This is a genomic window from Kitasatospora sp. NPDC054939, from assembly GCF_053610105.1.
On record NZ_JBSGXP010000231.1, the window covers coordinates 1 to 8457 of the forward strand.

General features: G+C 76.8%; 5 protein-coding genes, 1 tRNA gene and 1 pseudogene. 3 read left to right on the plus strand and 4 right to left on the minus strand.

The window, feature by feature from the left end:
- Positions 1-123: 123 nt before the first annotated feature.
- The gene (locus tag ACWGB8_RS36865) at positions 124-909 is read right to left on the minus strand and encodes a thioesterase II family protein (protein ID WP_452218027.1); all 786 of its coding nucleotides are present in this window, start codon (positions 907-909) and stop codon (positions 124-126) included.
- A 320-nt stretch (positions 910-1229) separates the two neighbouring features.
- Here ACWGB8_RS36865 and ACWGB8_RS36870 point away from each other — a divergent pair, with 320 nt between their 5' ends.
- Positions 1230-1439, plus strand: coding sequence for a hypothetical protein (locus ACWGB8_RS36870; protein ID WP_452218028.1), 210 nt, complete (start codon positions 1230-1232; stop codon positions 1437-1439).
- Between the two features lie 56 nt (positions 1440-1495).
- Here ACWGB8_RS36870 and ACWGB8_RS36875 read toward each other — a convergent pair.
- The 3 genes and pseudogenes from ACWGB8_RS36875 to ACWGB8_RS36885 form a co-directional block, all read right to left on the minus strand.
- Positions 1496-1786 (minus strand): annotated as a pseudogene (locus ACWGB8_RS36875) (ABC transporter ATP-binding protein); the annotation flags it as partial.
- Positions 1787-1851: 65 nt separating this feature from the next.
- Positions 1852-4617, minus strand: a complete 2766-nt coding sequence (locus ACWGB8_RS36880; protein WP_452218029.1) for a hypothetical protein — start codon at positions 4615-4617, stop codon at positions 1852-1854.
- Positions 4614-7865: an FtsX-like permease family protein gene (locus ACWGB8_RS36885; protein ID WP_452218030.1), complete on the minus strand. Its 3252-nt coding sequence runs from the start codon at positions 7863-7865 to the stop codon at positions 4614-4616. Before ACWGB8_RS36885 ends, ACWGB8_RS36880 begins: the two co-directional genes overlap by 4 nt.
- A 254-nt stretch (positions 7866-8119) precedes the next feature.
- Here ACWGB8_RS36885 and ACWGB8_RS36890 point away from each other — a divergent pair, with 254 nt between their 5' ends.
- Positions 8120-8305: a hypothetical protein gene (locus tag ACWGB8_RS36890; protein ID WP_452218031.1), complete on the plus strand. Its 186-nt coding sequence runs from the start codon at positions 8120-8122 to the stop codon at positions 8303-8305.
- Positions 8306-8358: 53 nt separating this feature from the next.
- Positions 8359-8432: transfer RNA gene (locus ACWGB8_RS36895), tRNA-Met, on the plus strand.
- Positions 8433-8457: the final 25 nt, after the last annotated feature.

Genomic DNA, 8457 nt, shown 5'->3' on the forward strand with positions numbered 1-8457 from the left:
GCAGGTCGGGAAGCGAGTAGGTGCCCATCAGGACACGGCCCCTTTCGGTATGACGGTCGATCGTGCCGGACCCACACTATTGCGTATCACTTGCAGGAGTGAACCCGTCGCGGGTGGCACCCGTCACTCCGTCACCGGCGCTGCCGCCCGCAGCCGTTCGGCGATGACGTCCGCCACCTCGCGCATCCGGTCGGCGAGGTAGAAGTGGCCGCCGGGGAAGACGCGCAGGTCGAAGCTGGCGTCGGTGTGGGCCGCCCAGCCGGCCGCCTCGTCGGGGGTCACCCGGGGGTCCGCGTCCCCGGTCAGCGCGGTGACCGGCACCCCCACCCGCGCGCCCGGGGCGGCCCGGTAGGTGTCGACGGCGGTGTAGTCGCTGCGCAGCGACACCAGGATCAGCTCGCGCAGCTCCGGCTCCGCGAGCAACCGGGGGTCGGTGCCGCCCAGATCGGTGACCCGCTCCAGCAGCGCCCCGTCCGACAGCATGTGCTCCTTCGGCTCGTCGCGGTCGAGCGAGGGCGCGCCGCGTCCGGACAGCACCAGGTGGACCGGCCCGCCGGCCCGGTGCGGGCGGTCGTCGGCCTCGAAGCGGCGGGCCACCTCGAAGGCCAGCGACGCCCCCATGCTGTGGCCGAACAGCACCAGCGGCCGGTCCGCGTACGGCTGGAGGGTGCGGTACAGCCGGTCGGCGAGCAGGTCCAGCGAGGTGATCCCGGGTTCGGCGTAGCGGTCCTGGCGGCCCGGGTACTGGGCGGCGAGGACGTCGCTGTACGGGGAGAGCGCGGCCGAGAGCGGGTGGTACCAGCCGGCCGTGCCGCCGGCGTGCGGGAAGCAGACCAGGCGGACCGGGGCGGTGTCGCGGGCGTGGAATCGCCGGTACCAGCGGTCGGCGGTGAGATCGGTGACGGTCATGGGGCGCGGGTGTCCTTTGCGGTGCTCGGAGCTGTTGCCGCGTGCCAGCTTTCCTTCCGGGCGGGGCCGGTGTCACGCGCCGGCGGACCGCGATGTCCGACGTCACATCCGGTACCGTGCGGGCGTGGTGCCGGGGGACGGGGTGACGGCCGGGCGGTGCGCGGGGCGGTCGCGGCGGGGCAGGGGGCGGTGTCCGAGGGGCGCCCGGCGGGTCGAGTGCGCCGGTCCGTCCGGGAATCCGCCCGGCACACGCTCGATCCCCGGCAGCCGCCTGCCGATACCTCGGGCACGGCTCGTCGTTCGGCTGGGAGGCCCGCCCCGTGACCTGGATCCGTGTTCTGACCGCTGTCGGCATCCTCGCCGTGGGGGCGAGCGCCGTACTCGTCTTCGCGCTGTGCACGGCCGCCGCCCGCGGCGACGGGCGGCGCGGCAACACGCAGCCGGACGTCCGCACGGAGGCCGAGCGCAGCGGGCTGATCCGGCGCTGCGACGGCGACGACCCCGTGCCCGGCTGCGACAGCCCGGGGTGACGGACGGGTCGTCGGAAGGGTCGGGGTCCTCAGAAGTGTCCGGTGGTCGCGGAAGTTCAGTGGCCGGGGCGGTCGTCCGGATGGACCGCGATGTGGTCGCCCGCCAGCTCCACCGCCACCCGGTGCTCCATCCCCAACGCCTCCAGGAACTTCACCGGCAACTGCACCCGACCCGACCGGTCCAGCACCACGTACTCCCGCTCGTTCACCGACTCCTCACCGAACTCGTCCAACACCGTCCGCCGCAACACCTCACTGCTCGTGCGACCGTCCCGGATCGCCACCGTCCGCCGCACCTCCCCCGCCACCAGCGGATCGTGCGTCACGATCACCACCGTCGCCCCCAACGCCCGCTGCTGCAACTCCTCCAACGACGCCACCGCACTCCCCTTCACCGAACCCGCCCCGACACTCACCGCTGATCCCCCACCCGCAACTCCGTACCGATCTGACGACGACCCGACACCAGTGCCTCCAGGAGCACCCCGGTGCAGATCACCGCGGTCAACGCGGCCACCTGGAGCGCGACCGGCGGCACGGCGGGCCGCAGCACCACGTCGACGGGAGCGCCCACCAGGGTGCCCAGGTCGATCGCCGGGCCGAGCAGGGCGACGGCGGCGAGCGCCGCCAGGCCGCCGCCGAGGGCCGCGACGAGCGCCTGCGGCAGCGCCTCGGCGAGAATCAGCGCCAGACCCTGCCGGGGCCGCAGACCCATCGTCCGCAACCGCGCCAGCAACGCGACCCGCTCCGGCGCCGCCCGCAACAGCGTCAACAGCACCGCCAGCAGCGCGAACCCGCCCGCCCCCAGCACCGACGCCCAGAACAGCCGCTCCGCCGACCGCTGCAGCGGATCCCCGGCGAGTTCCGCCACCAGGCCCGTGCTGCTGCGGACCACGTAGCCGTAGGGGGCCTCGTCGGCGGGGGCGTCGGACGCCGGGCCGAGGACGGCGCCGCCGAAGGTCCGCAGTCCGCGCATCAGGCCCTTCAGCTGCCGGTCGTCGACGTCCCCGAGGGCGAGCCAGACGTTGGTCGAGCCGCTGTAGGGGAGCCGGGCGAGGGCGGGTTCCAGCGACACCACGGCGAACCGGGTGGCCGATTCGTCGAGCGCGGGGGTACGGTCCAGGGTGCCGGCCTCGGTGGTGTGCAGTTCCCAGCCGTTGGGCATCCGCAGCCGGTGCACGCCGTCGGCGAGTTCCTTCGCCAGCGTGGTGCTGAACAGCGCCGGCACGGGGGTGTCGGGGCCGCCCGGTCCGGCCGCGAGGACGGCCGGGTCGAAGCGGCCGAGGTCGACGGTGCGGGCGATCTCCGCGTAGGCCGACGGGTCGACGGCGACGACGTGGACGCGGGTGCCGCGGTCGCCGCCGCCGAGCAGGAAGGCCTCGCTCTCCCACCAGACGGAGGTGGCCAGTTCGACCCCGGGCAGGGCTCCGGCGGCCCTGGTGAACTCGGCCGGGAGGCTGAGTCCCTCCGCCGCCGAGACCGAGGCGTCCCCGCCGACCAGGGCGCGGGCGGCGCGCAGCCGGGCGCCCTCGACGGTGTCCAGTACGGTGGCGCCGACGCTGGCGGTCGTGACGGCCAGCATCAGGGCGACCATCGGCAGCACGGAGGGCCGGGTGCGGCTGCCGCTGCCGCGGGCGGCGCGGACCAGCCCGAGGAAGCCGACCGCGCCGCGGCGGCGGCCTGCCGCCCGGGCGAACGCGCCCACCAGCAGCGGCTGGAGCCGGGCCAGCAGCAGCGCGCCGCTGAGCGCGAGCAGGATCGGCGCGGTGACGAGCAGCAGGTCCACGCCCTCGCCCGTCGGGTTGACGCCGCGGCGGCGGACCGTCAGGGCGGCGGCGACGGTGACCACCAGGAGGGCGAGTTCGCCGACCAGCCGCCGCCGGCTGCCGGGGGCCCGGGGCGGGCGACCGAGCACGGCCGCGCGGGCCGGGAAGGCCAGCAGGGCGAGCAGGGTGGTGGCCAACGCGCCGACCACGGACGCCGTCCAGCGCGGGGTGGGCAGCAGCCAGAAGGCGAGCGCGGTGGCCAGGGCGGCGGCCGGCAGCACGGTGACGGCGCCCTCCCCGAGCAGGCGCAGCGCCGTCCCGCCGCGCGATGCGCCGCGGGCGCGGAGCAGCAGCAGTTCGGCGGCGCGCCGGTCGGCGGTCAGCGCGGCGGCGAGGCAGAGGACGAGGGCGGCGACGCCGACCAGTCCGGCCGGGCCGATGGCGGCGATCGGGGCGACGGCGGCCTGGCGGGTGAGGGCCTGGTGGATCATGCTGGGCAGTTCGGAGCCGAGCCGCAGGTCCGACCGGCCGGTGGCCGAGGATAGGTGGACGGCGGCGGGGCCGCTCACGTACGAGCCGATCTCCTCCGCGGTGCGGCGCAGCCGGTCGGCGCGCAGGCCGTCGAGGTCGACGGGGATGCGCCAGAAGTCGGTGGCGCCCCGGTTCCAGTCCGGGAGGCGGTTCAGTGCGTCGCCGTGGACGATGCCGGAGGTCTTCCAGTAGAGGCTCTCGTTCCCTTCGATGCAGGCCTTCTCGGGGCAGGGCAGTGCGGTCCAGTAGGGGTCGTCGCGGTCGTCCGGCCGGAAGACGCCGACGACCCGGGCGCTCTGTCCGCCGCGGGCGTCGCCCGCGTCGCCGGAGAGGAGGTCGCCGAGGCGGATCCCCATGCCGGCGGCGGCGTGGGCGCTGACCGCGATCGGGATCGGGCCGTCCCGGTCGCCGCCGTCGGCGGGCCAGGTGCCCTCGACCAGGGTGCCGTGCCGGGTGATGCCGTGCAGGTAGACGAGGGAGAGGACGGGGTCGGCCTCGCTGAGGCGGGTGAGGCCGGGGTTGGCCAGCCGGCGCGCGCCGTTGGTCGAGGTGCCGTAGACGGTGTCGTCCGCGTCGAAGGTGAAGGTCTCGCCGCGCGGGACGGAGAGCTTGGCGGCCACCCGGTCGAGTTCGGCCGCGTCGTAGCGGTGTGCCGCGGTGCCGGTCACGCTGGTCCAGTGCGGGCCCCGACTGCCCAGGAACTCGCGGACGGCACTGTCCGCGCCGCGGTCGAGGGCGCGCGGGAGGGCGGCGGCGAGCAGGACGGCCGCGAAGGCGAGGGCCGCGGTGAGCAGCACGGCGAGCGGGGCGGTGCGCAGCCGGGTGCGGACCCAGGGCGCCGGGCGGTGGTCGCGCGGCGGTCGGGGCGGGGTGGTGGTCACATCTCCTCCACGTGGCGCAGTCGGGCGGCCACGTCTCGACGGCGGCCGGTGAGGAGGGCCGACAGCAGGGGGACGGCGGCGATGGCGGCGGTGAGCAGCAGGGTCGGACCGAGGGGCAGCCCGACGGCGACCTCGGGCACCGGTCGGGCGGCGGTCGGGGTCAGGACGACCAGCGGGACGACCAGGTGGACGATCACGGTGCCGAGGGCGAGGCCGACGGCGCCGGCGAGGGTGACCACGGCGGCCTGTTCGGCGGCGGCGGTGCGGACCAGCTGGCGGCGCGGGGTGCCGAGGGCGAGCAGCACGGTGAACTCCCCGGCGCGTTCCCGGGCGGAGGCCGCGGCGGAGGCGGCGAAGCCGATGGCGGCGAGCAGGGTGCCGGCGACGGCGAGGGCGGCGAGGGCGCTCTGCGGGGCGGCACCGACGGGGTCGGAGCTCAGCAGTGCGGCGAGCTCCCCGTTGAGCCGCAGGCCCTGTCCGTCGGGGGTGGCGCGCAGGGCGGCGGCGGCCCGGGCGGGGACGGGGTCGTCCGGTCCGGTGGCGGGCAGCCACCATTCGGTGGGGGCGGGCAGTTGGCGGCCGCCGGTGGCGAGGAGGTGGCCGGCGGTGGCGAGGTCGAGGGCGAAGGCGGTGTCGCCGGCCACCGGCAGCGAGCCGACGGCGCCGCGGACCTCGACGGGCAGCAGGAGTCCGGCGAACGGCACCCGGACGGTGTCGCCGACGGAGGCGCCGAGGGCCCTGAGGTAGCCGCGGGTGGCCACGCCGGTGAGCTTGTCCGGGACGAAGGCGCCGGCCGGGGCGAGGTTGACCTGGGTGGACACCTCGCCGCTGAAGGCGTAGTGCAGCCGCAGGAGGTTCTGCTCGCCGGCGGTGGGCGGGAGGACGGTCGACCTGGAGCCGTGCTCGCCCGGGTAGGAGACGCCGGCCCAGGCGAGGCCCGCGGGCACCGGGACGGCGGTGGCGGGCCCGTCCGCGGTGTCGGCGGCGGCGAGCCCGCGGATCGTCAGGTCGCCCGAGGCCGGGGGACGGAAGGTCCCGCCGTGGGCGGCGACGATCCCGGCGAGGGTGAGCGGGCCGGCGGGCGAGCCGACCGGCGCGTCGCTCGGGGCGGCCAGGTCGGCTCGGACGACGGCGTTTCCCCGCTCGGGCAGTCCGGGGACGGGGATGCGGACGGTGATGCCGTGGCGGTCGCGCAGCAGGACCCACAGGTCCGGGGGCGCCGAGGAGCCGGGGTCGGGGGTGACGGTGAGGTCGAGGTCGATCCGCTGCGGCGTCCCGGGCAGCGGGACGCCGTTCTGCGGTCCGGCGGGGGCGGGTTGCCCGAGCGGGGCGAACAGGGCGCGCGGGTCCTGGCCGTCCAGCAGGTCGGGGCGGACGGGGACGCGTTCGGCGAGGCCGCGGGTGTCGAGCACGAGGACCTGTCCGGCGACGCCGTCGGGCAGGGTGTGCTGCTGGCGGATCACGGGGAGCAGCCGGTCGCCGCCGGGCAGGGCGCCGTAGCGTCCGCCCTGGCCGAGGGCGGCGGCCTGGCCGCTGTCGATGCGCAGTCCGCCGGCGGTGGCGAAGTCGGCCTGGTCGCGCTGCGAGGCGGACCAGCTGTGGTGCTGGCCGAGGGCGAGCACTCCGGTGGCGACGGCGAGGACGAGCAGCAGGACGGGTCCGCCGGCGCGGGCGGGGCGGCGGGCGAGCTGCCAGCCGGCCAGGGCGGGCACCAGTCCGCGGCCCCGGGCGGCGAGGTGTCCGCCGAGCCGGGCGGCGAGCGGCAGCAGCCGCAGGACGAGCAGGGTGCCGGCGGCGAGCGCCAGGGTGGGTGCGGCGATCAGGACCGGGTCGAGGCCTAGTTCGCCGTCGGCGTCGGCGGACAGCCCGCCCTCGTACTGGGCGAGTTGGCGGTAGGCCAGGACGGCGAGGCCGAGGACGGCCAGGTCGGTGCCGGAGCGGACGGCGGTGCCCACGACGGCCTGGCGGCGGCCCGCGCTGCGGCGCAGGACGGCGGCCCCGGCGCCCCGCAGGACGGCGGCGCCGGTGGTGAGCAGGACGCAGGCGAGCGCGCAGGCGGTGGCGACCGGCCACAGGGTCCAGTCCGGCCGGGTGTCGAGCGGGAGCCGGACGAGGGCCGGGTGGGTGGCGAGGGCGCGCAGCAGCAGCGGGCTGAGCAGCGGGGCGAGCAGGGCCGCGGGGAGGGCGAGCAGCAGGCACTCGGCGGCGGTGAGGGCGGCGAGCCGGCCGGGGGCGGCTCCGCGGGCGGTGAGCAGGGCGTTCTCGCCCTCCTGCCGGGCGGCCATCAGCCGGACGACGAGCAGCAGGACGGCGCCGGCGAGGGAGACGAGTTGGAGGGCGCCGATCAGCAGGGTGGAGCGGGCGACCAGGGCGCCGGCATCGAGTTCGCGCAGCAGGGCGGGTAGTTCGGTGGCGGTCTGCAGGCCGGTGCGCTTGCGCAGGTCGGCGGCGAGGCCGGTGGCGCGGTCGCGGAGGGCGGCGGCCTCGGCGGCCCGGATGCCGGAGAGGTCCGCGTCGAGCAGCCAGGCGCGGTCGTCCTGGACGATCCCGGCGGTGGTGAAGGCGGTGTCGTCGACCAGGAGCGGGCCGTAGGTGGCGAAGTCGCCGACGTGGATCTCGCGTCCGCCGGCCGGGTCGAGGCGCCAGTAGAGCTGGTCGGGGTCGCTCGCCCGGTACGCGCCGGTGATGCGGACGGTCAACGGGGCGCCGCCGTAGCGGTCGTCGAGGCGGACCTCGGCGGGCAGGGCGTCGGGGGTGAGGCCGAGCCGGGTGAGGAGGGCCGACGGGGCTGCGGCCTGGACGGGCCCGTGCGGCGCCGCGGCCTGCGCCTTCCCCGGGAGGGTGCCGGCGAGCAGGCCGACGCGGCCGGGGTCGAGGGAGGCGAGCACGGTGAGGTCGGCGTTGCGCCCGGCCGTCGCGGTGGCGGGGCCGGCGGCGGGCAGGCCGTAGGAGCGGCTGCGGGCGAGCGTGTCGGTCCGGACCGGCCGGGTGCCGAACAGCGCGGTGCCGTACTCCCGGACGGCGGCGTCGTCGGCGGCCCGGGCGGCGACGGCGTGCTCGGCGGTGACGAGCACGGTGGTCCTGGGGTGGCCGGAGCCCTGGAGGGCCCGGCCGAGTCCGGCCGCTGCGACGCCGCCGTCGAACGCCACCAGTGCGGTCAGCACGGTGGTGGTGATCAGCATCGTGAGCAGGACGGCCCCGGCGAGCGCCGGCCGTCCGCGCAACCGGCGCACGACGAACCCGAGCATCCTGTTCCTCCCCCGTACTCCCCTGGATCCCGCGCCGGCGCCCCCGTCCCGCGGGCCGCTGCGGCGGCGGCCGGACACCGTCGCCGACGCCCCGGTGTCCACGGGCGGGTCGATCACCGGATAGCGGACGATGCTGGCCGATTCCCTGCAGGAGCGGAAGCGGTCGTGCGGGCACGGTGTGAACACGCGGTGATGCCCGAACGGGCAGCGCGTTGCGAACCGCCGTTCGACGGGGGGGTGCACGAGCGGCGGGTGTGGCAGCATCCGCCCGGAACGCCGGTTCGGCGGGCGCCCCGGACTCCGCGGGCCCGCCGCCCCGCAGGCAGGGCGTCACCGTCCTCGTCGCCACCCACGACCCCGCCCTCATGGAACTCGCCGACCGCACCATCGAACTCCGCGACGGCCACCTCCACCACGACGACCCCGACCACCCGGCCTGATCCGGAACCGATTTCCCCTTCGGCGGCGAACCACGTAGAGTCCTACTCACCGACGCGGGGTGGAGCAGCTCGGTAGCTCGCTGGGCTCATAACCCAGAGGTCGCAGGTTCAAATCCTGTCCCCGCTACTGAAGGGCCGGGGTCGGCGCACAC